At 58.1% G+C, this 23,280-nt stretch carries 23 protein-coding genes; 8 read left to right on the top strand and 15 right to left on the bottom strand.

Translation table 11 applies throughout. The annotated features are described in order from the left end of the window. Positions 1–55: 55 nt before the first annotated feature. From C450_RS12045 to C450_RS12015, 7 genes are all read right to left on the bottom strand, one after another. Positions 56–1,699 carry a hypothetical protein gene (locus C450_RS12045; protein ID WP_005043741.1) on the bottom strand — a complete coding sequence of 548 codons (1,644 nt, stop codon included), beginning with the start codon at positions 1,697–1,699 and terminating at the stop codon, positions 56–58. Further along, positions 1,696–3,135 (bottom strand): PH domain-containing protein, encoded by a 1,440-nt coding sequence (locus C450_RS12040; RefSeq protein WP_005043739.1) that lies wholly within the window; start codon positions 3,133–3,135, stop codon positions 1,696–1,698. The genes C450_RS12045 and C450_RS12040 overlap by 4 nt, the downstream gene beginning before the upstream one ends. A gap of 156 nt (positions 3,136–3,291) precedes the next feature. After that, positions 3,292–3,756 (bottom strand): PH domain-containing protein, encoded by a 465-nt coding sequence (locus C450_RS12035; protein ID WP_049910182.1) that lies wholly within the window; start codon positions 3,754–3,756, stop codon positions 3,292–3,294. A 295-nt stretch (positions 3,757–4,051) separates the two neighbouring features. Further along, a complete protein-coding gene (locus C450_RS12030) occupies positions 4,052–4,714 on the bottom strand; it encodes a Yip1 family protein (RefSeq protein ID WP_005043736.1) in 663 nt (220 codons plus the stop codon). Positions 4,715–4,779: 65 nt separating this feature from the next. After that, the gene (locus tag C450_RS12025; RefSeq protein ID WP_005043735.1) at positions 4,780–5,634 is read right to left on the bottom strand and encodes an ABC transporter permease subunit; all 855 of its coding nucleotides are present in this window, start codon (positions 5,632–5,634) and stop codon (positions 4,780–4,782) included. Next, on the bottom strand, positions 5,631–6,638 hold the full coding sequence (locus C450_RS12020; RefSeq protein ID WP_005043732.1) for an ABC transporter ATP-binding protein: 1,008 nt from the start codon (positions 6,636–6,638) through the stop codon (positions 5,631–5,633). The genes C450_RS12025 and C450_RS12020 overlap by 4 nt, the downstream gene beginning before the upstream one ends. Before the next feature lie 388 nt (positions 6,639–7,026). Then, positions 7,027–7,914 (bottom strand): hypothetical protein, encoded by an 888-nt coding sequence (locus C450_RS12015; protein ID WP_005043730.1) that lies wholly within the window; start codon positions 7,912–7,914, stop codon positions 7,027–7,029. A 164-nt stretch (positions 7,915–8,078) separates the two neighbouring features. On the opposite strand from C450_RS12015, the gene C450_RS12010 reads away from it, so the two are divergent. Beyond that, entirely contained in the window at positions 8,079–8,426 is a 348-nt protein-coding gene (locus C450_RS12010; RefSeq protein ID WP_005043729.1) for a winged helix-turn-helix domain-containing protein, read from the top strand. Next, positions 8,426–8,764, top strand: a complete 339-nt coding sequence (locus C450_RS12005; RefSeq protein ID WP_005043727.1) for a DUF7521 family protein — start codon at positions 8,426–8,428, stop codon at positions 8,762–8,764. The genes C450_RS12010 and C450_RS12005 overlap by 1 nt, the downstream gene beginning before the upstream one ends. Before the next feature lie 144 nt (positions 8,765–8,908). On the opposite strand, the gene C450_RS12000 is transcribed toward C450_RS12005, so the two are convergent. The 5 genes from C450_RS12000 to C450_RS11980 form a co-directional block, all read right to left on the bottom strand. Continuing rightward, on the bottom strand, positions 8,909–9,628 hold the full coding sequence (locus tag C450_RS12000) for a DUF7519 family protein (protein WP_005043726.1): 720 nt from the start codon (positions 9,626–9,628) through the stop codon (positions 8,909–8,911). Beyond that, positions 9,628–10,911 carry a DUF58 domain-containing protein gene (locus C450_RS11995; protein WP_005043725.1) on the bottom strand — a complete coding sequence of 428 codons (1,284 nt, stop codon included), beginning with the start codon at positions 10,909–10,911 and terminating at the stop codon, positions 9,628–9,630. Before C450_RS11995 ends, C450_RS12000 begins: the two co-directional genes overlap by 1 nt. Further along, positions 10,908–11,549, bottom strand: a complete 642-nt coding sequence (locus C450_RS11990; protein ID WP_005043724.1) for a DUF7269 family protein — start codon at positions 11,547–11,549, stop codon at positions 10,908–10,910. The genes C450_RS11995 and C450_RS11990 overlap by 4 nt, the downstream gene beginning before the upstream one ends. After that, a complete protein-coding gene (locus C450_RS11985) occupies positions 11,542–12,207 on the bottom strand; it encodes a DUF4129 domain-containing protein (RefSeq protein ID WP_005043723.1) in 666 nt (221 codons plus the stop codon). Before C450_RS11985 ends, C450_RS11990 begins: the two co-directional genes overlap by 8 nt. 184 nt (positions 12,208–12,391) lie before the next feature. Next, positions 12,392–13,231: an ABC transporter permease subunit gene (locus tag C450_RS11980; protein ID WP_005043722.1), complete on the bottom strand. Its 840-nt coding sequence runs from the start codon at positions 13,229–13,231 to the stop codon at positions 12,392–12,394. 358 nt (positions 13,232–13,589) lie between these two features. Here C450_RS11980 and C450_RS11975 point away from each other — a divergent pair, with 358 nt between their 5' ends. From C450_RS11975 to C450_RS11965, 3 genes are all read left to right on the top strand, one after another. Then, positions 13,590–14,414: an IS5 family transposase gene (locus C450_RS11975; RefSeq protein ID WP_005043721.1), complete on the top strand. Its 825-nt coding sequence runs from the start codon at positions 13,590–13,592 to the stop codon at positions 14,412–14,414. A gap of 319 nt (positions 14,415–14,733) precedes the next feature. Beyond that, on the top strand, positions 14,734–15,462 hold the full coding sequence (locus C450_RS11970) for a DUF7437 domain-containing protein (RefSeq protein WP_005043720.1): 729 nt from the start codon (positions 14,734–14,736) through the stop codon (positions 15,460–15,462). 9 nt (positions 15,463–15,471) lie between these two features. After that, positions 15,472–16,002 (top strand): hypothetical protein, encoded by a 531-nt coding sequence (locus C450_RS11965; RefSeq protein ID WP_005043719.1) that lies wholly within the window; start codon positions 15,472–15,474, stop codon positions 16,000–16,002. A 550-nt stretch (positions 16,003–16,552) separates the two neighbouring features. Here the strand turns inward: C450_RS11965 and C450_RS11960 are convergent. After that, on the bottom strand, positions 16,553–18,334 hold the full coding sequence (locus tag C450_RS11960) for a transposase (protein ID WP_080510309.1): 1,782 nt from the start codon (positions 18,332–18,334) through the stop codon (positions 16,553–16,555). A gap of 367 nt (positions 18,335–18,701) precedes the next feature. On the opposite strand from C450_RS11960, the gene C450_RS11955 reads away from it, so the two are divergent. After that, positions 18,702–19,172 (top strand): hypothetical protein, encoded by a 471-nt coding sequence (locus C450_RS11955; RefSeq protein ID WP_005043716.1) that lies wholly within the window; start codon positions 18,702–18,704, stop codon positions 19,170–19,172. A 139-nt stretch (positions 19,173–19,311) separates the two neighbouring features. Here the strand turns inward: C450_RS11955 and C450_RS11950 are convergent, their stop codons facing one another. Further along, on the bottom strand, positions 19,312–20,310 hold the full coding sequence (locus C450_RS11950) for a transposase (RefSeq protein WP_005043714.1): 999 nt from the start codon (positions 20,308–20,310) through the stop codon (positions 19,312–19,314). Between the two features lie 120 nt (positions 20,311–20,430). Here C450_RS11950 and C450_RS20925 point away from each other — a divergent pair, with 120 nt between their 5' ends. Further along, positions 20,431–20,721: a hypothetical protein gene (locus tag C450_RS20925; protein WP_080510308.1), complete on the top strand. Its 291-nt coding sequence runs from the start codon at positions 20,431–20,433 to the stop codon at positions 20,719–20,721. A gap of 232 nt (positions 20,722–20,953) precedes the next feature. On the opposite strand, the gene C450_RS11945 is transcribed toward C450_RS20925, so the two are convergent. Beyond that, positions 20,954–21,427 (bottom strand): hypothetical protein, encoded by a 474-nt coding sequence (locus C450_RS11945; RefSeq protein WP_241430398.1) that lies wholly within the window; start codon positions 21,425–21,427, stop codon positions 20,954–20,956. Positions 21,428–22,119: 692 nt separating this feature from the next. Here C450_RS11945 and C450_RS21670 point away from each other — a divergent pair. After that, positions 22,120–23,175 (top strand): hypothetical protein, encoded by a 1,056-nt coding sequence (locus C450_RS21670; RefSeq protein WP_152424492.1) that lies wholly within the window; start codon positions 22,120–22,122, stop codon positions 23,173–23,175. The last annotated feature ends 105 nt before the right edge of the window (positions 23,176–23,280 follow it).

Raw genomic sequence — 23,280 nt, 5'->3', positions numbered from 1 at the left:
TATTGGAGTTCATTGCTCGTTGCGTTCGTTTCATTGTGTGTGTTCGTTCAGGTGATCACGACAGCGTGTACTGATCGAAGCAACGGACTGCCCGCCGGTACGTGACCATCGAGACGCCGACGGCGAGGACGGTCGTCAGACCGAGTGAGCCGACCCGAACGACGACGGACGGGACGCCGATCATCGTCGATCCTGGCTCGAACACGACCGGGAGATAGCCGAACACCGCCGGCAGACAAACGAGTCCCAGTAGCCCCAGCAGGTACCCCATTCTAACGAAACCCGCCCGCCCGATTTCCGCATACATCGATGTATTTGTGAACGGAACCGGGGCTGGCACCAGTTCACGGTACGAGACTCGCATTCCAATCGCGACTGCGACGGTGACGCTACAGACGCTGAGTACGGCACCGACGAGTCCCAACACCACTATGTCAAGACTACCCACTGGCGCACCCGCCCGGGTTGCCAGAAGGAGTGGCGCGAGAGTTGTGATCGGCGTACCGATGGCCACTCCGGCGAGAATCGTTCCGCGGACGAACTGTTCGCCCGTGATCGTCGTGAGTGTCATCTGGAGCGACGAATACTCAGTCGGGATCGGGCTCATCCCAAACGCGAATCCGGTACCGGTGGCGAAGAGGAACGCGAACAGTATCGGGGCAAGCAATGCACCACCGGCCACAAGCGCCGGAAAGAGTACGAACAACACGATCAAGGGGAGGTAGCCCACCAACAGGAGGGCCTGTGGGACGCGCCGTTCCTGGAGCCACCGCTTTCGAGCGACTGTCAGCACGGGCCGCGAGACGTGGCCAGCCAACAGTCGCTCCGCGAGTCCATCACCGACGAGCGACCGCGAGCGGTGCAACACTGCGGCACTGACCGGCTCCGTCTCCCAGACACGGGTTGCCAGCACTGTCGTCACGCCCGTCAACACAGGGAGCCCGGTGACGACCAGCGCGAGCGCACCGAGGCCACGGAGCCAACCTACCTGTCCCGCCGGTGACCCCACCAGTCCGAGGTCGACGAACCACGCCGGTGGCATCACGGACGCCAATCGCTCCAGGACGCCACTCGTCACGAGGCCAACGTCGACTGCCGACCAGCCGACGAGGACCAAGAAGAACCCGATAACGACGAAGACGCTCTTGTACCGACGGAACCGTGGCGAGCGAGTCGTGACGAGATCGATGGCGACACTGAGACAGACGCCGACGAGTGCCGTGAGCGCGAACAGACCAGCGACGGCGACGAGGATCGTGAGGGCAGTCGCCGGCGACCCGGTTCCAGCGGCGAAGCCGACGGCCACACTGACCGCAGTAGGGGCGATTCGGAAGGCAGTCCGTCTGGAGACGGCCATCACCACGCCGAGGACGACCGTGCGGGCCGACACCGTCGTTAGGAGATGATCGGTGCTGAGGCGTTCCATGAGGCTCGACGTTTGTTGGACGAATCCGACGAGCAACGCGAGAGGACCACCTATTGCGACGAGGTATAGCGTTTCGAGCGGGAGCGTCGCCTGCCCGTCTCGAATCAGCGTTCCAAAGGTGTACGCACCGATACCGCTGCCGACTGCGAGCACGACGACGACAACGGCGATGAGCGCCCGGAGGGTTGACGAACGCCCGAGTTGCCGTCGGCTCCGCGTGGTCTCGACTCGTGCAATCTGCACCCCGTATCGGAGTCCCCCACTGAGATTCATAATGTGTCCATTTGGGCTTTCGATGGTTGACGACGGGCTGTTAGACTCGCACCGAAGCGCTGATGGATCGTTTCGCGCAGTTCCGTCGCTTCCTCAGCATCGATGTCGATCGCGCGGGCACTTCCACCGAGGAGCGAAAGCGGCCCCGATCCAGCAGAATCCACGACAACTGTTGCAAGCCCGAGACGTCGCTGGAAGATCGACCGCCGGTGAATCACCGTCTGGATCCGGTAGTAGGGAACGATCTCGATGCCTCGATTCCAGAACCCGTTCCGCGTCAGAACGTGATCGTCACCGATAGCATATCCACGATTGCGCCATTTGAGATGGGCAATGACCGGAACGAGGGGCACCAAGAAGAGTGGGGCGTACCAGTAGTCGAGAACGGACAGCTCCGGCATGACCATCTCGATGCCAGCAATAGTCGTCCCTGCTCCAGCCAGCGTCTCGAGCGCGATCAACGCGCCAGTGAGGAACAGAATGAACAACACGTACCGGCCAGCGTAGCGTCGTCGCGCCCGCTTGGGTGGCCGTGTGAATGTGAGGTCCTCGAAATCGAATCCCTCGATGGAGCGAGCAAATCGAAAGACCGATTCACGATCTGTCAGCGGAATCGCCGAGGGAGTACCTTGGGTAACCTCCTGAGCTGCATACCCTGCGGTGATCGTGTCAAGACCGGCGTACCCAAATCGACGTTCGAGAACGTTTTCGTGGATCAGCAGTGTCTGAATTTTGCCGAGCGGGATGGAGCCGCTGTAGCGCTGGAGTAGCCCACGCTCGTAGCGCAGTTCGTCGCCAGCATCAGTCAGCTGAAAATCATAGTAGCGCGCGAACGTCGCCACGGGACCTGCAACTACTGTTCCGACGACAACAACAAGGACTGCGAGACCGGGGTTGCGTCCGATAACAGCAGCCAGCGTTCCTGAGAGTAACTCTGTGCCCGCAATCACTCCGAGAGTGATCGGGAGCAGTGGACGGAGGTTGAGTCGGACGGCGCTCACGAGCAGGAGATCGCGCAACGGAAGGTCAAATAGCACTCCTTCAGATCCACCTGAAGTTCCGCCTTCGGATGCATCGATTGATTGAGCCCCCGATTCTGTCGTTTGGATTCCAGCTGAATCGGCGGACAACTTCCCGGTGTTTGAGTCGCTCTCCTGTTTCAGCCGCTGTATCTCATTTTGGAGACGGCGTGCTTCAGCATCAGCCACGTATTTCAGACTGACCTCGGTCTCACCGCCGCCCGCAGTTTCGAGATCGATTGCTGCGACGCCGACCAGCCGTGCGAGTGGGCCTTGGCTGATATCGAGCGTCTGGACCCGTCGCACTGGCACGTTGCGCTCGCGCCGCGAAACGATTCCTGACGCGACATCGAGCGTGTCCGAGGTCAGCGCGTACTCGAAGCGAAGGTGACGGAGAATTTCTAACAGGGTATACATGACAAAGAGGCCAACAACGCCGGCGAGAGCGCCGAGCAGTTTTGCATCTCCACTACTAGTGAATCCAATACCAGCCATCATTAGCAGTTGGAACCAATCAACCTGTGAGATTGCACGTAGTGGAACCGAAAGTGGATGGAGCTTCATGATAGCGCTCTATACAGCATCATCGTGCTCGCTCTCGATGGCCAGGTCACGAAGCTGCTCACGGATCATCCGCGCATGATCCGGCGCGAGGCCAGGAATCGTCACATCGGCACCACGCGTCCCTGCCGTATAGACCACGACGCTCGAGAGTCCCACAAGTCGTTCGATAGGACCGCGTTGGGTGTCGACGTTCTGGATACGCACGAACGGTACGACCGAATCAACGCGGGTGACGACACCACGTTCCAAGTAGACCGCGTCGTCCTGGATCTCGAAACGCCAGATCCGGTAGCGCAAGAGCATGTAGAGTCCACCGAGAACGGCGAGCACTACCGCAGCCGCCGGTCCTACCCAGCTATCGACCGGGAGGACGAACCGGCTGAGTGCCCACGTCCCGCCAAACCCGACGATCAGAGCACCGAGAATCGCCAGCACAAGCCAGACGACCCGAACACGCGGACTAAGCGACTCCATTGATTCGTTCGGATCGCCTTCGCTGGAATCACTCGTCATTGGTTTCGAAGTCAGTACAATCGTGCGTGTTGCTGTCCGTGTGACACTTCGACGACTGGAGGGAGTGATCGAGCAACTTTCGCATGGTCAAGACGAGGCGTCTCGTCAGGTCGGAGGGGTCGATCGCGTACATCGTGGAGGTTGTGAGGGTGTGGATTAGTGGTTTGGTGGTCGGTGGTCGGTCTGGATCGACTGAACTGTTGTGTGAGGGCAGCAGACCGGAACGGACGGTCGATGAATCGATGGGATCGAACGATCAGATCACCCATCCGTTCAAGAGATTGTAGAGATTGAAGAGGACGAACACTCCGATAGGAACCCCAACAGCGATTGTCGCCCCACGAAGAGAGAGATCGCGTGCGTGCATCGTCGCATGCGCCCATATAACGGCCTGCCAGATCGTAAGCAGGATGACGATCAGACTGGCAATTCGAACTGCGGGCTCGCTTTGAATCGCCATCTGAAAGTTCGTCAGGGCCTCCGCGAATTGGGTGGCAGTCTCCTGGTTGAAATTCTGTGGGAGATCGGGAACCGCAACGTTTTGCAGCGCGATGAACTGTCCGATGCCGGAGACGATTCCCGCGATGATTGCGGGAACGAACCCCCAACCGTTCAGTTTGAGCGTATCGCCGAGCGAACCGCTCCCGCCGACCGCGATCGAGAAGAGATAGAACACGATGGCGAACACGATCCAGGCCACAAACTGTCCGAAGAACGCGAAGATGATGCTTCCCGCCTGTCCGAATACAGCGAGTGGGGGTGCGCCAGCAGCTAAGAACTCACGATAGCTGAGCAGCGGGGCGATGATCGCGGCGACCGCCGCGAGGAAGACCACGCCGAGTGGTCGGAGCAGACCAGGGTTTTCGGCTCGATGATTGAACGATTCGTTCGGGTCGGTGAGTACGTTGGTGATCGACATTGTATTTTTCGTCGGTGATATTTCGTTCGTACAGTACTATTCTCGTATTGAATCGATACGTCTCGCTAGAGATCGGTCGTGTTGAATCGGTAGTAGCCCAGCACGAGTGGGATGATGATCCACGCTGCGAGGGTCACGAATCCGAACGAAGGGGCGAGATAGAACGGCACACTACCACCGCTAGCGAGTGAACCGCTCGCGAGATCGGGAATCAACACACCGAGAACGTTTGAATACGCGGTCGTCGGATCGAGTTGGACGAAAAATTGCGCCCACTCGGGCTGGACCGACATATCTAACGAGAGTGGCGTGTACTCGTTGAGGACAAACCGTACGAGCACCGGGATAAGTCCCCAAACCGAGAAGATGAACAGCACGGTAATGACGCCAGCCCCCGCAAGCGAGAGTGTCGAAGATTTCGTCGCTGCCGAGAAACTGACCGCGAGCGCGACGAACGCCAGCGCAAGCAGCAGCGTCGCCAGCACGAACAAGGCGTAGTTGACAACTGAGAGTGAGCCGGCCAACACGACGACGACGCCCGCAGCGATCAAGAAGCCGACGACTGCCGAGACGAAGACGACCCCTGTCCGACCGAGTACCTTGCCCAGTACCACATCACGGCGGGTGTGGGGCAGTGAGAGCAGGAGGGCGATGCTCCCGCTTTCGCGTTCAGCGACAATTGCCTTGTAGCCAACTATTACCCCAATCAGTGGGATGAAAAACGCGGTGAGTCCCGAGAGGAAGTCGATGATCGACAACGAGGAGACCGCGCCCCCACCGCCACCACCGATCGAACCGATCGCAATGTAGATGTATGCCGCCCCCGCCGCGAAAACGACGAACACCGCAGTTAATCCGAGCAGCAACCACGACCGAATCCCATCTTGGAAGTCTTTCCGCGCGACCGTGAGCGTACTCACGTCTTGACCTCCGTGATCTCGTCAGTGGTTCGATCCGTATTTTCGCCGGAGCGAGCCGTCTCATCTCCCGATCGTCCAGTCCCAACGTTCGATTGAGGAGAGTTGTCGTTGGTATAGGAGGCAAACAACTCTTCGAGCGAGGCGTCCTCGGTCGAGAAGTCCTCGACGGTCGCGCCGGCGTCCTCGATCGTCCCCAGGACTGTGGTCTTCGAGGAGTCCTCACACGACACCCTGATCGTGGTGCCCTCGGCGCTCGCGTCCGACACCGCCGGGAGCGAGCGCACCTCCTCCAACACCCCGTCGGGCACCCGGTCGACCTTGACGACGAGGGTCGCCTCGGCGCTGGTGGCGTCGCGCAGCCCCTCGACGGTGTCCTCGGCGACGAGCTCGCCGCCACGGAGAATGCCCACGCGATCGCAGATCGCGTCGACCTGGCCGAGGATGTGACTCGAAAAGAACACCGTCGCGCCGCGGTCGCGCTCGGCTCGGATGATCTCGCGCATCTCGCGCGCGCCGTTGGGATCCAATCCCGTCGAGGGCTCGTCGAGGATCAGCAGATCTGGCTGGCCGACGAGCGCCATTCCGAGGACGAGGCGCTGGGCCATCCCCTTCGAGTAGCCGCCGGCCTTCCGGTCGATCGCGTCGGCGATCCCCACGCGCGCGGCGATCTCGTTCGGATCGTCGTCGCTGCCCTTCGAGTCGATAGCGAACTGGAGGTGCTGGCGGCCGGTCAACCGGTCGTACACGTCGAACCCCTCGGGGAGGACGCCGACGCGCTCGCGGATCCGCTGGCTCTCGGCCTCGGCGTCATGGCCGAGCACCCGCGCGGTGCCGCCGGTCGGCCGGATGAAATCCAGCAGGAGGTTGATCGTGGTCGACTTCCCCGCACCGTTCGGTCCAAGAAAGCCGTAAATCTCCCCCTCGTGGACATCGAGATCACAGTTTTCGAGCGCGGTAACGTCACCGAATCGCTTCGTGACGTTTTCGAGTTCGATGGCCGCCATGATTATACACGAGCCACCGGATTTTGCGGAGGCTGCTGTGATCCTTTCCACCGCTTCCGAGTACAGTGTCGCTGTCTGGTCCGTTGTCGAAGCAGACGGAAGGAGCTCAGATCGCTCATGTCCACCTATCGTGGTTTTGGAGCTTAACCGGCCGCGTGTGTCCGTTCTGGAACATACAATTGGCAGAACGAACCAGGTGAGGATAAAGAGCCTATCCAGTTTTCAGGCTCAGAAAAACGGCGGAGTTGCTAATATACGTCCCGGCGTATCCCCGTACTGAGCACCCGATCGTTGCACAACGGGTGTTCAATACCGGGACCCGTTGCGTGGCATCACCCCTGGCATCCTCCCGGTACTTTCTAGCGCGAATGAGCGAAGACGAACCGTTCTATATCCGTTGATCATCTGCTGTCTTACTGAGGTAGGGTGGACTGAGTCCCGTTTCATCGTCGTGTAACTGCACGTACGCACGCGCCATGATCGCCAGTATCGCGATCTGAACGATCGCGCTCTCGATAAGAACGAGAATCTGAGCGGGAAGTGGCGGCAGAAATTCAGATAGTCCGACTGAAAGGATCATATGAGGGATCAACAAGACGAACGCAAGCGCAAGCAGGCGTATTCGGTTGTGCCGAGTCAGTCGCCAGCTCCCGATAATTGCTCCGATCACGTTCTTGTCTCGGACAGCCACCTCCTGTCCGACAAAGATCAGATTCACGCCAAGAAACGCTCCAGGGATGAAGAGAACGAGACAGGCACCGACGAGGAGTGCTCGTCCCGGCCACGTACTGATCAGATAGAGCAGTGTCGATTGATCAGCCAACCTAAATAGCCCCCAACCAGCGAGCACGAACAGGCCGATTGTGAGTCCACTCACCACGATTGAAACGATCCAACTTCCTAGGAAACTATTGACCGATGCCCAGCCGAGACGATGGAAAACGAACTCTTCGGGTATATGGTCGGTGAACTGACTCACGAGCGCACGACTCGCCACGACCAATACAGGGATCGTTAGAAAGCCGCCCGTGAATGACGCAATCAAAACGGCCTGCAACGAGATAAGCGGCGGGAGTTGAGTCCCAGGACTCGGCATCTGTCCGCCCGCCGCTGGCGCAGCGAAACTATCGAGCGGAAGTGCGGTCGTTGAGACCATCAAGACGAGTCCTCCTTGAAGCAGACTGATGAGAAGATATGTGCCGATCAAGATCCAACCGTTGCGGCGAAACGCACGGGGGATCCCATCGGCGAGCGCGCTGCGAACGCGGAGACTCATAGCGTCGATGTTGTGGAGGCCGCACTTAGTCAGTCTGGTATCGATGAGTACAACCAGCTCACAGGCAGACCAAAGTCAGAGCTAGCAGAACTCAGACATGGGGCGGTTTTCTGGCCCGGAAAATCGCATGGGTCTTTTAACCCCCTCTCGATCCACCAAGAAACGTGAGTGAGGACTGTCCGACGAACGAGGTGTTCGCACTCCTCGATGACGAATACGCTCGGACGATCCTCACCGCAACGAGTACACAACCGATGTCCGCGAAAGCCCTCAGCGAGGAATGTGATGCGTCTCTGCCCACCGTCTACCGGCGGGCCGAACGTCTCGCCGAGTGTGGTCTCATCGAAGAAGGAACACGACTCGCCGACGACGGACACCACTACAGCGTGTATGAGGCACGGCTGGACCAACTCACTGTTGACCTCGAAGAGGGCGAATTACAGATCACCGTCGAAGAGAAATCGACCGAAGACATCGCCGACCGCTTCACCGACATGTGGGAGGACATCTAATGCTTCAGTTACCACTCCAATTCGACTCCGTACAGGGGTACGCCGGCTATCTGATCCTTTTGGCGGTCACGCTCGGAGCGATGATGCTGGGGTTGTTCATCGCGTTCCAGGCCTACCGAGGGTATCGACGCAATCGAAGTCGGCGGATGCTGTTCCTCGCGCTTGGACTCGGGTTTCTTACCGTCGTTCCGTTTGCACTATCACTGGTTGCCACCTTCGTCGGGCAGCGCCTTGGCTTCGGGCCGCGTGTCTATACGTACTGGCTGCCGATCACAACACGGCTCGTCGAGATCTGCGGGCTCGGTTGCATCCTCTACTCGCTCAATATCCGACAGTGACTCACTGTATCGCCCAATCACTGACCGCTGTCGGTTTACCCTGAACCACAAACGACAGCGATCGATATCACAGACCTGACAAAGCGCTTCGAAACCACAGTTGCATATGAGGCAGTACGCGTGTAACAGAACCCAGTCCACGTCTCACGTACCGGACAACCACTCACTATCTCCGAGAAAGAGCACGAGCAACAACAACAGAACAGCCCCTAATAGGAGTGCGAGCGCAGCAATCGGAATCGCTGGCAACTGGACGCTGTCCACCACCAGTGTGACCGTTCCAGCTGCGAGCCCGACTCCGAGACTCCCCACGAAATGGATCATCGTCACTGGATACGTCCGCGCGCTCCGCCCGACGTCGTTTCCAAGCGTAATCGCGTGCTCAGCCACATCCCACGTGACGATCGTCAGGCCAACACCGAGTAACAGTTGCACTCGACCCGGATCCGAGATCCACGCCAAGAAGATGAGACTACAACTGAAAAGCACGATCCCGAACCCGACGAGAGAGCCCGCCCACGACTGCCGGAGCGGAAACACACCGAGGACGACACACGCCATCGCGAGCGTTCCACCGAAGAACGCAATCCGCTCGAACAGCCCACCTGGAGACAGTAGACTCAGACCGAGCGCGAGACAAACGAGACTACACCCCACAAATACAAATCCGCCACCGAGCACGCGATGACCGCGACGACGAACGAGACCACTTCCCAACAGCAGGACTGCACCGACCGCTCCCACACCAGCAATCGACACCTGAACGGGCTGACTCGCCAGAACACCGGTTACGCAGGCCGCCGCGACCACGGCAAGTACACTCCCCGCGTACGTCGGCTGTTTCACGATAGACGACGCTTCCATCAGCGCACCCCTCTGTGGTGGCCCACGGGCCAGACCAGTGGCTTCTCGGGCGACCAGTCCGCGACTGGCATATCCCGATTTCGCAGCATCTGGACCCGGTTCGCACGCTCAACCCTCACGAACTCCTCGCTGACGGTCTCGTCCGTCGTCACGTCCGGACTGATAACCGTTACTGAGTACCCGTGCGCGTCCAACTGCTGTGCAGCAGTTTCGCCGAATCCATCGACGAGTGGCGAAAACACTATGACCTCGGTATTTCCCTGTGTCTGTGCGATCAATTCCTGAACCTGCTCCGTCGAAGACACCGTGATGTCGTCGCCGTCGATCGGAACCGGCTGGTCGTACTCATGATCTACTAATAGCTGGTCGATGTGAGCATAGTGTTCCCGGCCCGTGCTTGGTGCCCGCCAGTTGAACTCGGATCCGAAAATGGCGGCACCAACCTGTTCGCTCTGCTGCTCGAGCGTCGAACAAACTTGCTGGGCGGCGGCGACACAGTACGCTACTGCGTGCGGCTCTGTCGATGCTGCGGCTCGAATCGCGCTCTGGCGTGCATCCACGCAGAGCACGACGGCTGTCCGGTGTTCTTCACGGAATTCCATCGTCGTGAGCTCGCCGGTCCGAGCATACCGCTTCCAGTTGATTCGATGCATCGAATCGCCTCGTTGATACGCTCGTATCTGCTGGAATTCGAGCCCCGACTCACCCGCCTCAGCGGGCGTCTGTCCAGCATACTGCCGGGCCTGCCGGTGCAACTGAAACGCCCGGAGGTCGACCATACACTCTAGTTCTTCACGGATGGTCGACTGTTCGCCGGCTGCAACCTCAGTCTCGACACGCGTATTCCCGCTGATATCGTGGGCAATCACCGTCGTCGGGGTGAATCGGTGACTTCCGTGCTTCGCAGCGACCGTATACTGAAATGTTGTCGACGCGCCTGGTCGAAGGGTGGCTGTATGCCGCGGCGTGCCATCGGTGACCGTCAGAAGGCTCGGCACACCGTCGATGATCCGGAGGTCGGCAAGCGTCCGTGGCCCAGTGTTCGTTATGGTGACGGTAACTGTCACGGGGTCGCCGTGGTCGGGCGTTTCATCCGTGACTGTTCGTGAGAGTTCGAGATCAACGGTTGGCGGGCCGACGAAGAGTGGATAGCCTGCATACGCGACGCCGAGGATCGACGTCAGGAAAACGATCGGGGCTTCGAGATACAGACCCGCTGTGCTCGTAAAGAGGACGAATGCAAAGGCTACTCGCCAGCGGTGCGTCCGTTCGACCGAGGTCATGGTGAGTGGGTTCTCCGTGACTCGTGGCGCTGTTCGTAGGCAACAATTTCGTGGACGGTTTGACGAGCCCCGTGCCGGAAGGCATGTCCATCGGAGACTCGCGCGTAGAGGCGGACTGATCGAGGGGGCGGTGTTTCCCCGAGAAACCACGCGGCGGTAGCGTTCTCCGTCCAGTCACCACGCTGTACGCGGGCGCTGGCGTCCTCCATTTTGATGCCCGTGTGGCGGTGGGTCATGGTGACAGCAGCGTCTCGGAGCCGTGTCCGAATCGCTTCTTGCTCGTCGTCAGTAACGCGGTATCCGAGGAACGGGTTCCCGGTCAATGGCTCGATCTCTGCGCCCGCATGCGGAATCTCGGGCGTAACTTCAGGCTCGTAGGCATCCGTGTCAGCGTCTTCAGGCTTCGTGCTAGTGTCTTTGGGATCCAAGTACAGTGGGATGGAGAGGAGCGAACCGCTGAAGAGGGCGACGACGAGGAATCCCGTGATGAGGAAGACACCCTCTCGGGGATGACGGAGTATATCGAGTAGCGACGGATCGACGGCGGCAATCCCGGTGATGAGAATAGCAGTAGCGACGAGGATGAATGCTGCCAGCATGATCCAGCGACGGATGCTGGTCCGGGAGAAGTTATCCATCTGTGGCCCCCTGCTGGTCTTCGAGCTTGTCGAGCGCGGCCCGAACGCGTTTCCGGCGAGTGTCTGTTTCGGGGGCGTTCCCGTACTGAATGGCACAGAACGTCGCAGTGATCGTCTCGACGGTGTCAGCTGGAAGGCCTGCATCAACCGCGATCTGCTGCCACTCGGTTGGAGTTCGCGATGACGGTTTCTCGATGTCGTCGACGCGTTGAATCATCGCAATCCAGGCTTCCTGGACTGATTCCGGTTCTGTGTCTGATGGCCAGTCGGCACTCCCGGTTGCTATCAACGAGGACCGGGCGGCTGTTTCAGGAGCTTCGCTCGTTGACTGGAAGACGCGAGGCACAGCAAGATGATGGCGATACTGGTAGAGGAGACCGACGACAGTGAGGAGGACGGCAATCACGATAATCGCAAGGCGATGCTGGTAGATGACTTGGAGGATCATGAATAGAAGTTCGAGGATGGAACCGCCGGAGGATTGGCCGGATGGAGGCTCAAGGGTAATCCCGAAGAAGGCGAGGAATGCGTTGAGGAGCATGTAGAGTAGCGCGAGGAGTGAGATACCAGATGTTGGTGCTGATTTCGGGGGTTGGGGAGCAACTGACGTCGAGATTGAAGGTTCGAGAGTGCTCGTAATGATGGCGAGCAGCGCCATACTGGCAACGATGGCAAGCGCTGAGAGCAGGCGGCCGCGGAAATCAGTGATTCGATGTGACATTGGTGGGTGAGGCGATACCAGACGGGAATGGATAGCAGTATATCGAATGGTTCTGCTTGGTTGGATTAATCTATCGGTACGGTGGGGCATCCCTCAGTTCATCTGATGACGAAGGAGGATTTCACAATATGTTCGCTCTGTTGAATAGAAAATTGCCAAGGGCTAGTGGGATAAGTATCCATAATCCCATGACAATGAAACCGTACCAGTCAACCCAGAAGCTCGCTTCTAATAAGGGGAAAACCGTGATTTCACGGGTTGCAGGGATAACTGCCCTCGTTGCCTGAGCAAATGCTGTTGATGGATTCATGTAGAATAGGGCTATTAGCCAATCTGGGAATGTGTCTGACTGGGATGGGTTCTCAACGAATACGATTGTGAGGACTGCTACAATTGAGTCCCATAGTATTAGAACCACTAAGTAAATCCCCCCTGCACCGATAATCGCCCGCTGTAGCGATCGTGTACTTGCAGAAAACGAAACTGCAATAGAAATACATACTAGCGCATAGAGCATCGAAAGCAGAGTATATACCACAAAGGCAGCGAGCGCAAACGTATCGTATGTGAGTAACGCGATAAGGGCAGCAGCACTGTATCCAAATAGTATCGCAACTGAAACCACAGCAGTTTGGCCGATAATCTTCCCGAGAAAAATGTCACTCCGCGTATTTGGGAGTCCAAGTGTCAGCCGAATACTGCCATGTTCACGCTCGCCAGCAACTGCTTTATATCCGACCACGAGTGCCACCAGCGGAACGAGATACACCGCTGGTTGTCTCATACTATTTAGCAGTGCTATTGTGTCGAGATTGCCAGTCACCGGATCGCCCATCTCTGGTATCCAGTGAATCGCGGCCCAGAATCCCGTTATTGCCACAAAGATCACGATGAGTCCGAGGAGCGTGTACGACCGGATGGCGTCCTGGAATTCTTTCTTTGTGACTGCGGCCAAGCTCATTCCGTTAATGTTGGCTCAACTGTTTTTTAGAGCTATTGGTTTAGAAGCCGTCCGTGCGAATGACCCTTGTATACAAAACCTCGCTCCGACCCACTCCTGCGGTCTCTCGGGACCGAAGGCCACGCAGGATTAGTACGAACCCGTGAGCAGAGATACGGGAGTGTAGCTCGCTATTCAGTCGATTTCGACCGGTGACGACACGATGCTTGACGGTGACGTCGGGGTTGAGAGCAGGAAATACGCTCTCGACGATGGGGGCGAACAGACGTGAAGTGTGAGAAATCATGCTTCGTTGATCACCGCTTCCTTCTGCGGGTTACATCGCTGAGCTCAGGGGAATTGGACGCCCTCTTGCGATATGGGACGTCTCCGAGACCAGGCGAAGAAGTATCGAGAGATTGGGAAAGAGCACGTGGATGATCCAGACGCGCCTGCCGTCGCCGACGAAGACGGCGACGGCGAGCATGCTGAATGGGTCAAAATCGGGTTGCTGTTGCTCCGCGAAGAGGTCGGCAAGCCGCTCCGGCACTGTGAAGACTACCTCAACGAGATGCCCGGCATTCTCGATGTGTTCGGATTGGAGAAATCGCCGGATCACACTACCTTCCACAACTGGGACAAAGAGTTTTCGGCGCGGGAGTTGCGGAGCCTGCTCCGCCGTTCCGCGGAGCAGGCGGGCATTTCGGGTACCGGAGCGATCGATGCCAGCGGGTTCCAGCGAGGTCAGGCCAGCTATCACTACCGCAAACGGGCTGGATACTCGTTTCGCAAGCTCAAGTCCACGCTCCTTGTCGACACGGAGTCACTAGCGATAATGGACGCTCATTTCACGACGAAAAAGGCCTACGACGGCCACATTGGATTGCAGGTCTTTCGGCGGAACGCCGAAGACCTGCAAGAGTTCCTTGGGGACAAGATGTACTCGTGGAGTGATCTCCGTGAGGGATGCCGAGAAGAATCGACGCGTCCGGTGATCAAACATTGCGAGCAGTCACCGCTCCAGAAGGCGCACAACGCCCGGATCGACGACGATCTCTACCATCAGCGGACGATGAGCGAGACAGTGTTTTCGCTGCTGAAAAACGATGACGGCGAGAAGCTGCGTTCGCGCACATGGCACGGGCAATTTCGGGAGATGATACGGAAATGTATCGTCCATAACCTCTCGCGGGCGGCCGGCTGACGCCGCCGCCCGCTCTTTTTCCGGCAGATGATCTGAGAGGCATCACCGGCGATGCGTCGGTCTTTCACCGAATTGATCACGATCTGGCAGTTCTGATCTTGCTAGTGAGCCACATTTTCACATCGTCCGTCACGCCGGATCGGCGGTCTTAGAGTTTGAATACTGAATAGACGCACCCCACCCCTTTGCTGTCATGCGATCAACAGAGAAGCCTACCTCGCTCGCTCGAACGTGCTCGTTGATTCAGCCTGATTGGAGACGGTGATCCACGCGAGAGCGTGGACGGTAGTCTGAAGTACATGGACTTCGAACTAAGGGTATGGACCTACCCCCCGATCACGAATACCTCTGTCCTGATGGCGGTACGGGTGAGGTGTTGGATCCACCACCGTTCGACGCGGTGGACGACGCAGCGCTCACCCCCGAGGCGCTCGCTGAGAATGCTCCCCAGCTCGAAACGGTCGTCCAGTTGCTCAATCGTCCGGCGCTCGCGCGGGTCTACGTTTACGTCTGCTACAGGGGACCAGTGACACCACCAGCGGTTATGGATGCTCTCGCCCTCTCGAAGTCGACCACCTACGAGTACGTCGATACGCTGACCGATCTCGGCTTAGTCGAGCGAGACGACTCAACCCGCCCGCAGCGGGTGACCGCCGAGCCACTGGTCATTCTCGAACAGTACGCCCCGATCATCGTCACGCCGACGGTCCTCCACGCCATCGGACTCCAAGAGGTCGATGAGGACATCGCGTACTTCGTCGAGCGTCACGGCGTCGGCAAGCTCGTGGCCGCGCTGCGCGGGGCTGGCCTTCACTTTGCGGGAAAGACTACCCAGCGGATGGTTGCTACCGACATCGACGTGCGCGACACCGAGGCGATGATGATCGTCTACGCGCTCAGGCCAGCGCTCGCGCTGGGCCGCGACCACGATCCTTACTTCGCGTACCTCTTCCCTGACGTTCACGACCAGCTCGACCTCCCCGACCCCGACCCCGACGACGAAGGCGGTAACCCGGAGCGATCACCAACGACTGATGCTGACGAGTGAGCCGTCGGAATGAGTCGCTCGTCGCCGCTCTCGGCGGACGTATCGGTCATCGTCGATGCCAACGTGTTCTTCGCCATCGGGCGTCCATCGAACCCGAAGTACGAGCGGTTCCGGCGCGAGGTTCGCAATGCGGGCGTCGTCCTCCAGCTCCCGCGCCGCGTCGTCGGCGAGCTCGGTGGCCCGGAAACAGACCGTATTCACCGTGCGCTCGACGAGGGATGGGCCGATATCGTTGACGCGCCCTCGCCACAGGATGCGGATGCAGTCACTGCCAGCGACATCGCGCGACGCGTCATTGCGAACGAGACCGGTCAGCCCGAACACGAGGTCGAGAAAACCGATACGATCCTCGCCGGATTGGTGATCCAGTATCTCCGAGACACGGAGTCGACGGATGTCGCCGTCCTCACTGACGATATTCCGGCGAAGCATGGGATCGAGACCGCAGTCGACGAGTTGGGCTACGGGGACGCAATCGGCGTCTACGGCGTCTCGGATATCATCGACGACGATTCGGACGACTCGTTGACCCTCATTTGATTTGAAGTCGGTCTGATCCATTCGTCATGCATAGACACCTGCGAAATCCAGATTGTTGACATAGATTTCCGCACATCTCGACACGTCGTAACTCGTCGTCGGCCGTCTCGATCGCACCGCAAAGCGTGATTCGCTTGCGCGTTTACCTACCCAGGTGATGAGATGTCAAGATGAACGACGACCGTTTTCGGTACTCATGTGTCAGTTATTTCCCTTCTAGAATGCCATCTTAGTGTGTAGTTGGCGGACTGCTCTGCTGATTGAGTCAGCGAACTCCGTGGAACTGATTCATGAATGTGTTGTCAGTTATCAGAAATCCAAATCTCAGATGTGTAGGGCTTCATGAATCTCGCAGTTGGTCGAACTACAAACGAATTCGGCGAAAAACATACAGATTACTAGTCTTGTCTGTGTGTAAATTACTCTGCGGTCAGATCGAGCAGAGTGACTCAGGCCACGATAATTATTACTTGCTATAATTAGAAGAAAATAACATTGCTGCGTAGCGACGCCACTACCGAATTTCGAACCCAGCCGCGAAATCCGGTCGTCAGCCGACCGTTCGCAGGAAGGTGCCGATGAATCTGGCGAACGTCCGACTACCGATTTCGGGATCGTCCCGAATCGGTCTGTCGAGCTTCCGCTTGAGCAAGTAATCGGTGAGTCGCCAGAGATTGTAGATCAGCGTCGCGAACACGAAGTTCACGAACCGGACGCGGTAGTCCATCGACGACGTTCGCGGCATGAAATCCTTGATCGCCTTGTATTCGATCTCGATGTCCCACCGACGCCGGTATTTGTTCACCACGCTGTCCACCTCGTCCGTTTCGACTCGCTGGTTCGTGGCGAACATCGCGTATTTCCCGTCCTCGTTCCGCGACGGGACGTAGATGATGCTCAGCTCGTGAGTCCGATCACCATCGCTCGACTCCACGCCATGTTCGACGGCGACGTTCGCTTCCGGATCCGATTCGAGATTGTCGAGGTATGGGATGTCCTGCTTGTACTCCTTTTTCGGCGTAATGTACGTGACGTTGTGCTCATCGACCGTGTTGAACACGGCGTGACCATAGAACTCTCGGTCGAACAGCACCGTGTCGATGTCGACGAACTCCTGGGCCTTCGTCAGCAATCGATCCACGAGGTGGGAAAGGTCGTATGACACTGCATCCTCGGACTCCCAACCGGACGCTTCCTTGACGGGTTCGACGCCGAGGATGATCGGAACGTTGTCGCCGACGAGGGTGATCGTAGCGTATTTGAACCCGTATCGGGCCTCCTTCGGACCGCTCCCGTCGTCCTCATCAGCCTGATCGTTGTCGCCTTTCAGGTATCCGCTCGCCATCTTCGGGAACGCCTCGTTCGGTATCTCTTCTTCACGGTCTTCCCATGGCGGAACGTAGATCCGCTCGTAGGTCATGTCGATGGCGGCGATCGTCTCCCGGTCGGCGAACGGCGTGTCGCCGTTGATCGCCGAAATCGTGTTCCGCGTCGAGAGATCGAACGCGGTGACGGCTGCATCGCGGATCGCGGCGATATCGGGCAGTTCTTCGGCGTCGGTCAGGTAGTCGTCGAGTCCCGCCTGTCGTGCTTCTTCCTCGGGCGTGCCGAACTTCTTGATGGTTCTCAGGATGGTCTTTCCGTCGGGCGTGTAGTCGTCGTCGGTGAGCCACCCGATCTCGCCTTCGGAGTTAGCGGACCCGGTGGTCGCGCACATCCGGGCCAACACGTCGAAGATCTCCTCGTCGAGATATTCCTTGTTGTCGGCGCGACTCGTCTCGAAATGGGGGATGGCAGTCTGGCGCGCGAACCGCACGGTCTGATGGGTGGCCTGCCGCTTGCGCTCGCGTTTCGACGGCTCTTCGTCGGAGTCGTCGTCGGACTTCAGAAGGCTGGGTGCGAGTTCTTCGACGATGGCGTTGCAGTCGTCGGCTTCGCGTGCGATCGCCTCGGCAGCGATATCGAGCACTCGCTTGGTTTCGGGCGTGAAGCGTTCGCTTTCGGTTTCGGAAAGCGTTTGTTGACGTGGGACGTCGTCGGCGAACTCGAACCGAATCTGAAGATAGGGCTGTCGCTGTATTCGATCAGCGACTGTTTCTTGGGAAAAGCCGCGCACGCGGCGGTAGATGTATACCTTGATCATCTGCTCGAACCCGTATTTGCCCCGATTCTCGTCGTACGGGTCATCGCCGATGGTCAACGGGACCGTCGCGTTGGTGATCGCCCGGCTGAGGTTGTCTACACCGTCGTCGAATTGTTCCTCGACACGCTCGATGAGCATCTCGACGGCCCGAGCGGCGAGGTTAGGAGGGGCTTCAGAGGATTCACTCATCCGTTGTGAGACCCCCGCACCGCTCGGCGGCGGTACTGTAACTCGTCGCGCTGGTGCAGGCGGTCAGGCGGGAGTGTTCAAAGCGGACGATGGCTCGTCCGCTCGACTGCTGTGAAAATTTGATCGGATAAGACGGGCGTGTGTTGGACGAGAGCTCGGGAGTGAGTGGTGTATCGGTCATGGTGGCGAGCGGGTGTTTTCGGCGGTACTCGCGTGGTGATCGGTACGAGGGCGAATCGTCGAGCACGACGGACTGAGACGCTCATCTGCGCCGCCGTCGTTGCATCGACGTATTGTTTGATTCGAACAATCGTGCGTATTCCTCCGCCACACATAAACCTTCGCAAACAGATGTTCGATTCAAACAATGGCCGAGAAGGAGTCCGCTCACGAGATCAGTGCCGAGGTTGCTGACCTCCTACAACGGAAGGGAACTCTCGAAATCATCGTCCGGATCGGCGAAGAAGACTTCCTGCGCCATACTGACCTCCGCAGGGAACTGCTGATGAGTTCCAGTACGATTCAAAAACGGCTCAAGGCCGGTCGGGAACACGGTCTCTGGGACCAGAGACTCGAAGAATGGGGCGACGTCACCGCCAAGGTTTACGCGCTCACTTCGTTGGGCAAGTCGCTCTACGCACGCGCAAGAGAGCACGAACTCGTCGAGTTGTATCAGTCCCGACGGGAGATCGTCCGGACGATTCAGAATCGGGAACGTCGGGTCGTGCTGGAGTCATCGCCAGCTGATGCGAACTGGATCTCGGACATCACGATGGAAGAACACGATGCCCAGCACGTCCAGAAATTCCTTCAGCAATTTGCGGACACCGAATCGTGATGAGACGATGCAAGAAAACCACCGGCATCTGACGGAGCCAGGAACGATCGCTTAGTTGACGAGGCAGTAGGCAAAGATCATCGACTCAGTCCAATCACACCCCGATTAGCCCAATAGCGAGGATGTCATAGAATGGATCTCACACCGTGATCACGGTGCTTCCGGGATTGTCTCCGCGTTCGTAGTTGGTGATAGCGACGACGAGTCGAAGACACAGCGCGAGGTAGCACTGTGTTCGCGCATGGACGCGGCCTCGGGCGCGCAGCGTCCCGAGGCCGCAGTCGGCACAGGCTCCAATCGTTCGTTCAGCCTGTGATCGCCGGTCGTACGTCTCGTCCAGAATCGATTGCTTCAGCTGAACGTCGTCGCTGTACTTGTCGATGCGGTCTTCGACCCTGTACTCGATATCTAGCGGATCATTGGTGTTGCGCGGGTTGTACGGAGCGATCGGCACGACCCCTGCTTCCAGCAGGCGGTCGTGCCAGTCAAGCAGGTCGTAGGCTCCATCACCCAGCATCCAGATCGGCTGCTTGACGGCGAGCGCGTCACATGTGACGCGCATCGCCGTCTCCTGTTTCGCCCGCTTTGCGTCGGTGAACTCCGCAGCGATCGGTATCTTCGATCCGGTCGTCACGACCGTACAGCCGAAGCCGTAGTAGAATTCCTCAGCCGTCGGATCGTAGTTCCAGGAAGCATCGTCGTTCCACGGAAGCGCCTTTACATCGGTCGAATCGATTCGGAAGGTCATGTCGAGCAGGCCGCGGACGGCGGCCTGCTCGACGAGGCGGGTGAAGACGTCCTCAACGACGTGTCCGAGATCGGTGAGAAAGCGATCGACCGCGTCGCGTGACGGCGGTCGATCGAAGCCACAGCCAAGCCAGACGAGATCGTTGCGGAGTTCGCGGGTGACAGGGCGTGTACCGTAGACATTCTTGTAGTAGCAGTGCAAGAAGCCACGGAAGAGTTCCGGGGGCTCGTGATCTCGTGTTCGCCCCCGGCGAGCGGGGGCGAACACTTCGTACTCGGTGAGAAACTCGAACTCAAGATGGTCGAACAACGCGAGCGTCTCGGTAGCCACGAGATTGAAGAACTCGTGGATAGAAGCCTCTTCTTGCAGGGTTTGGGAACTCGTAGACACAGTTTCCACTCCCTGCGTCGTCGTGTGTGACGCTTTCTATGACACCCTCCAATAGCGACTGTTTGTGAGGAGTGCTCTGGACAACAGCAAGTTAAGTCCACGGAGCACCTCTTGACTGGTATGGCCAGAGGCAGCCGGAAAATCGACCGCGACCCTGAGAAACTCCCTCAGGGAGCGAGTGGTGCAGGGACTCCAAATGGATTCACTATTCCTGAGCGGCTCGTCGCCCGCGTTGCGAATATCGACTTGGGCTCGGTCGAGAGTGGCGCTCATTCGAGGCGCGACTCCTCTGTTCCGCGGGATCCAGAGAAACCGGCACCGGACGAAAGCGGTGTGTGGAACAAACGCGGCTTCAGGATTGTTGATCGGATCGTCAACTGGATTATCACCGGCGATCCAGACATGCCATAGCTTCGATGTGCGACTGGTTCAGGAGATTCTATTTTACTTGAAACAAGGTGTGTGGCGAGCGACCGATTTTCATCCCCCATATGTGAGGGATGGATATGACTGCACCGTTCGGTGTGATCTAAAGAACACTTATCGAGCACACTCGGGATTCATCTGGTGGTGGATGCGATCCCGAAGGACTGTTACCGAAGACCGAGTCGCACAGGTAGTGCATCAACGAGGCGCTCGACATTCAAACGGGGCTTGCTTGTGACCCAGATCCGGCCGCAACAGTCTCGTTCCATTCCATCTCGAAGAGGCGAGCATCGCAGTCCTGACAGGCTGAGGCGATCACATCATACGAGCGGCAGCACGACTCGACCACTTCTTGCTCTACTTGCACAGGGCCGTTGCACTCAGGACACTGTTCGATAAAGACTCGGAGACTCATCAGCACGCGCGCGATCTCGGCGGGCCCAAGCTCCTCCCACGTGAACGATCGGTCACTGAGTTCAGTCGCAGCGGCAACGTCGGCGACGGTCGCCGCTCGTGAAGACCACTGGCCGATTACCGTCTCATCGGTATAGGCAATGTACGCTTCACCACGCTGTTCGATCGTGACATCGCTTGTCTGTAGTGGGACCGCAAGCGCGCCAGCGAGGTATTCTTCGTTGAGACCGTGTTCCCGACCGGCCTTGAGCCGTTTTTGAATCGTACTGGAACTCATCAGCAGTTCCCTGCGGAGGTCAGTATNCTTGTCTGTAGTGGGACCGCAAGCGCGCCAGCGAGGTATTCTTCGTTGAGATCGTGTTCCCGGGCGGTCAAGATTCGCTCGCGCCATGCGTGCTGGAACTCGTCGGTGAGCCGGAGATCGGTTCCCTCTCGATAGGGTTCGACCGCGCCAGCGTTGAGGAGGACTCGCTCGGGTTCGACGTCGATACCTTCGTCGGATAATGATGCGGTCGCACTCGTATCCTTGTCGAACCACCGGAGCACACGCTCGGGGAAATAGCGCTTCGTGAGCGTGGGCGTACCGGGCACGAGATAGCCTCGGAAGTAGATCGTCCCGACTGAGAGGACGAAGACCCCGACGCCAGTAATCGTCGAGACGACCGCGACGAGCGCGCCCGCGACGGCGGCGATCACGAAGTTGACGGCGGTACAGGGCGTACACCGATTCTCGCCCGTGTATTCTGGCTGTCGAAGACGATCAGCGAGTGTCATAGAGCCATTCATGTTGACCGTCGGTTTCATTTCATCCACGCCGATGTTTTCCAGATGTGGCTATTCGCTCAGCGACGTGAAAATCATCACTGATGAGCAAATGCGCGTTCGTGCTGAAATCGCCAACGTTGCACAATCTCCCCTGCGGTGAGATAACATCGGGAGGGGGTGTAACTATGGGTGCAAGGTGCGACAATGTCCAGCAAAGATGCCGACCGAACAGTAGAAGCGTATCAAGACGAGCTAAGCGAAGCCGCTAGTGATGGAAGCGGCTGCGCCGAGATGTGGAGTACACTATCAGATATGCGGGAAGGAAGCTCTGATCACGGTCAATTCACGAGCGGTCGCCGTGGGTTCATCTCCCGGGTCGCTATGACCTTGGGGGTGATCCCCATCGGTGCAACCGCAACAGCGAGTGCGTCTTCATCAGATGGTCCCAACACTAGTGGGCCTGACAGTGAAGCAGACGAAGACAACTCACCAGATGTGGAGGAAGTCCACGGCGAAACACGGGAACAACTCGTACAAGCGGCACACAAGTCTGAAAAAGTCGCATTCGTCGCTGAACATATAGGTGAACAGAAACAAGTAGCCTCAGTGTTCAAGTATACCCTTCAGAGCGGCACTACTGGCTATGGCGTGACTCTCGGTGTCGGTGATAAATCAGCGGGTCCAACGATCCGCTACTATGAGTCCGACGCATTCGAAGACCAGACATCGGTCGTGGGTGGAAAACCTGCTGGGGATGGGGTGATCGCGGTTGATGCCGACAACAAGCTCGTTCTCCACGTCCATGGGACTCCTCAATTGAGAAAGACAGTAGAACTTCTCTCTCAGAATGAGGAGTACACCGGGTTCAAGCAGGGGGCCGACGAAGGCACTGTACGAGAAGACGAAGCCGTCCTAGTATACGGGTTCTCTGACGGCGAAGAGCGGACAGACATCCTTCTTCCGGTGGAGAAGAATGGCAAGATGGTCGACCGGCTGGTACTAAGTGGGTCTGGATGGCCGAACGACTCAACCATCCAGCAATACTCAGCAGCAAGTTCACCAAGTGCTGAAGGGCCCATCCAGACTCAAATTGGCCCATGTCCCGCAATCTGTACTGTTCTCACAGCGGCCGGTGCATTCGGCTGCACAGGTGTCTGCCTTACGAACCCGGTCACAGCCCCGTTCGCATCGCTCTGCGGCCAACTATGTTCGGCAGTTGCGGTGGGAACCTGTCTGCCGACTTGTAGAAACCTCATCTGAACACCCAGAAATAGTACTCTACGTGATGATTTCACGCTGACGGATATATTGAGCTTCGAAGACGGAAACCACATCAAGAGAATATCCCTCCGAAATCGTCATACA

Origin of the sequence: Halococcus salifodinae DSM 8989 (assembly GCF_000336935.1) — an archaeon.
In the GTDB taxonomy this organism is placed as follows: Archaea; Halobacteriota; Halobacteria; order Halobacteriales; family Halococcaceae; genus Halococcus; species Halococcus salifodinae.
The sequence above is the reverse complement of the archived record's forward strand: the minus strand, read 5'-3'. Positions and strand labels throughout refer to the sequence as shown.

Bases quoted from the DNA above. Each gene is read 5' to 3' on its own strand.
- C450_RS11945 (WP_241430398.1), bottom strand. From the start codon at position 21,427: ATGAGTTCCAGTACGATTCAAAAACGGCTCAAGGCCGGTCGGGAACAC.
- C450_RS20925 (WP_080510308.1), top strand. From the start codon at position 20,431: ATGGCCAGAGGCAGCCGGAAAATCGACCGCGACCCTGAGAAACTCCCT.
- C450_RS12020 (WP_005043732.1), bottom strand. From the start codon at position 6,638: ATGGCGGCCATCGAACTCGAAAACGTCACGAAGCGATTCGGTGACGTT.
- C450_RS12000 (WP_005043726.1), bottom strand. From the start codon at position 9,628: ATGGAAGCGTCGTCTATCGTGAAACAGCCGACGTACGCGGGGAGTGTA.
- C450_RS11980 (WP_005043722.1), bottom strand. From the start codon at position 13,231: ATGAGCTTGGCCGCAGTCACAAAGAAAGAATTCCAGGACGCCATCCGG.
- C450_RS11975 (WP_005043721.1), top strand. From the start codon at position 13,590: ATGGGACGTCTCCGAGACCAGGCGAAGAAGTATCGAGAGATTGGGAAA.
- C450_RS12005 (WP_005043727.1), top strand. From the start codon at position 8,426: ATGCTTCAGTTACCACTCCAATTCGACTCCGTACAGGGGTACGCCGGC.
- C450_RS11960 (WP_080510309.1), bottom strand. From the start codon at position 18,334: ATGAGTGAATCCTCTGAAGCCCCTCCTAACCTCGCCGCTCGGGCCGTC.
- C450_RS11955 (WP_005043716.1), top strand. From the start codon at position 18,702: ATGGCCGAGAAGGAGTCCGCTCACGAGATCAGTGCCGAGGTTGCTGAC.
- C450_RS12045 (WP_005043741.1), bottom strand. From the start codon at position 1,699: ATGAATCTCAGTGGGGGACTCCGATACGGGGTGCAGATTGCACGAGTC.
- C450_RS11990 (WP_005043724.1), bottom strand. From the start codon at position 11,549: ATGGATAACTTCTCCCGGACCAGCATCCGTCGCTGGATCATGCTGGCA.
- C450_RS12030 (WP_005043736.1), bottom strand. From the start codon at position 4,714: ATGTCGATCACCAACGTACTCACCGACCCGAACGAATCGTTCAATCAT.
- C450_RS12040 (WP_005043739.1), bottom strand. From the start codon at position 3,135: ATGTATACCCTGTTAGAAATTCTCCGTCACCTTCGCTTCGAGTACGCG.
- C450_RS11965 (WP_005043719.1), top strand. From the start codon at position 15,472: ATGAGTCGCTCGTCGCCGCTCTCGGCGGACGTATCGGTCATCGTCGAT.
- C450_RS11985 (WP_005043723.1), bottom strand. From the start codon at position 12,207: ATGGCGCTGCTCGCCATCATTACGAGCACTCTCGAACCTTCAATCTCG.
- C450_RS21670 (WP_152424492.1), top strand. From the start codon at position 22,120: ATGTCCAGCAAAGATGCCGACCGAACAGTAGAAGCGTATCAAGACGAG.
- C450_RS12015 (WP_005043730.1), bottom strand. From the start codon at position 7,914: ATGAGTCTCCGCGTTCGCAGCGCGCTCGCCGATGGGATCCCCCGTGCG.
- C450_RS11970 (WP_005043720.1), top strand. From the start codon at position 14,734: ATGGACCTACCCCCCGATCACGAATACCTCTGTCCTGATGGCGGTACG.
- C450_RS11995 (WP_005043725.1), bottom strand. From the start codon at position 10,911: ATGACCTCGGTCGAACGGACGCACCGCTGGCGAGTAGCCTTTGCATTC.
- C450_RS12035 (WP_049910182.1), bottom strand. From the start codon at position 3,756: ATGGAGTCGCTTAGTCCGCGTGTTCGGGTCGTCTGGCTTGTGCTGGCG.